Raw genomic sequence first — 1,819 nt, forward strand, 5'->3', positions numbered from 1 at the left:
GGAATACGACGGCCGCGATCACCGCCCCCGCACCGGCGGCCAGCCACCAGGCCGATAGCAGCGGGATTGCCTTGCTGCTTGCGTCGGCGTCCAGCGCCTTGATGAGATCATCCGTCCTCATGTCATTCCCGCCCGAACCGCCCCTGCCCGAATCGCTTGGCTATCGCAGCAAGTCCGCGATGCAGCGACACACGCACCGCCGTCTCGCTGATGCCGAACTTCGCCGCCGTCTCACCGATGGACCGCCCTTCCACCGACACGGCCGAGACCACGGAGCGCTGTGCCGGCGACAGGCTGTCCAATGCCCGGTTGATATCTCGCTCGCTGACGGTCTCGGTTTCCGGCTCGGCGAACGTCTCGGCGATATCGTCAACATCGATCTCGATGCGCCGTCCTCGCCGCCGGAACGCATCGATCACCTTGAAGCGGGCGATCGCGTAGATCCACGGCAACACCGGCGCATCCTGACGCCAGGTATGTCGTTTTACATGAATAGCCAGCAAGGTTTCCTGCACGACATCCTCGGGATCGACCCCGCCCTGCACGATCTTGCGCCTGGCAAAACCGCGAACCAGCGCGGCAATCCGGTGCAGAAAGTCGGCGTAAGCCCTTTCATCTCCCGCGATCGCGGCCCGCATCAGCCGGGAAAGTTCGGCCTCGTCCTTGCCGCTCACAAGAGTTCACTCCCCCGAATTTCGCGTCTCGGCGCTGATTTGTTACGTGGCCGGCGAAATAATGTCCAAGCCAAACTATCGGCAAATCACGAAAGATTGCGGCACACCGCGCGCCGATCGCCAGAGCGATATTGCCCCGCGCTCTTGTTCGAGAACTCAAGGCTTGGCGCCGAACATGGCGTCCCGGAAAGACCTGAAGCCCTTTCGAACGGTCAGCTTCATCCGTCTGCGACGGTACTTGTTTCTCAGGCGGCCCAAGATCTGGAAATGTGTCTCATCGATAACCGGAGTGGATAGGGGATCGTTAGCATATGGCAGTTGTGCCAAGGCATCTGCATGCATGTTGGCGTAAGGCAACGAATCGTATCTGTCGAAGGGTGTGGGCGGGTCGTTCAATACAGTGGGATTGGTGTTGATCTCGAAAACCTGGATACGACCATCGACAATGGTGTAGTCGATCCTGCCATATGAGATCCCCGCCTTCTCGAAAATCGGCATCAGCTCTACCGCATGCGGATTGTCGCGCACAAACTCGGTATGCTCGACCCGATGTTGCCCCGACATACCGCCTCCCTGTACCTTTATGAACCACTCCTTGCTGGCGAAGCAGTGTTGCGCATAACTGCGCTCGCCGATCCGATATGCCGAGTATTTTCGGTAGCTGCCATCGGCACCAGCCTTTGCTCCAAACTCCACCACTATGGGGCGAACAAAATTCATCGTACCCAGGTTCGAGAGCGCCTCGCCGAGTTCCGCCGGCGATTGCAACAGCGGCGGCACTTTATAAGCGGCGCCCGTCTCGTCACGCAGAAAGACAGGGAAACGCATTCCCGCCGGCAGACTTTCGGGTCTGTATACATTGAAATCATTGATGCCGTCCGCGAACAGCATACGCAATAGATCGAAACGCTGAAGGCTTTTTCGGGGATGGTTGAGTTGAAACAGATCAGGCTGCTGCGACTTCATCCGCTGGCTGAGATTGGAGCATGCTTCAATCTCTGCTTCGCTCAGTCGGTCCAAATCCGTCCAAAGAACGGTGCCTCTGGAAATCTCAAGCAGATGCTCCCGTTCGTCATAGGGGACAAAGCGCACAGAACCCTGCAAATCTGTTCGAAAATAGAGTAGCAGGCTTGCCAGGGTATAGG

The 1,819-nt window shown here is 58.1% G+C and carries 2 protein-coding genes and 1 pseudogene; all 3 read right to left on the minus strand.

Annotation, left to right across the window (positions count from 1 at the left end; all coding sequences use genetic code 11):
- Positions 1-121: pseudogene (locus tag EN906_RS39010) on the minus strand (DUF1109 domain-containing protein); the annotation flags it as partial.
- Position 122: 1 nt separating this feature from the next.
- Positions 123-674 carry a sigma-70 family RNA polymerase sigma factor gene (locus tag EN906_RS19645; RefSeq protein WP_127271203.1) on the minus strand — a complete coding sequence of 184 codons (552 nt, stop codon included), beginning with the start codon at positions 672-674 and terminating at the stop codon, positions 123-125.
- 156 nt (positions 675-830) lie between these two features.
- On the minus strand, positions 831-1,819 hold a 989-nt coding region (locus EN906_RS19650; RefSeq protein WP_206529131.1), incomplete at its 5' end, for a hypothetical protein.

Origin of the sequence: Mesorhizobium sp. M7A.F.Ca.CA.004.06.1.1, from assembly GCF_003999135.1 — a bacterium.
Lineage (GTDB): Bacteria > Pseudomonadota > Alphaproteobacteria > Rhizobiales > Rhizobiaceae > Mesorhizobium.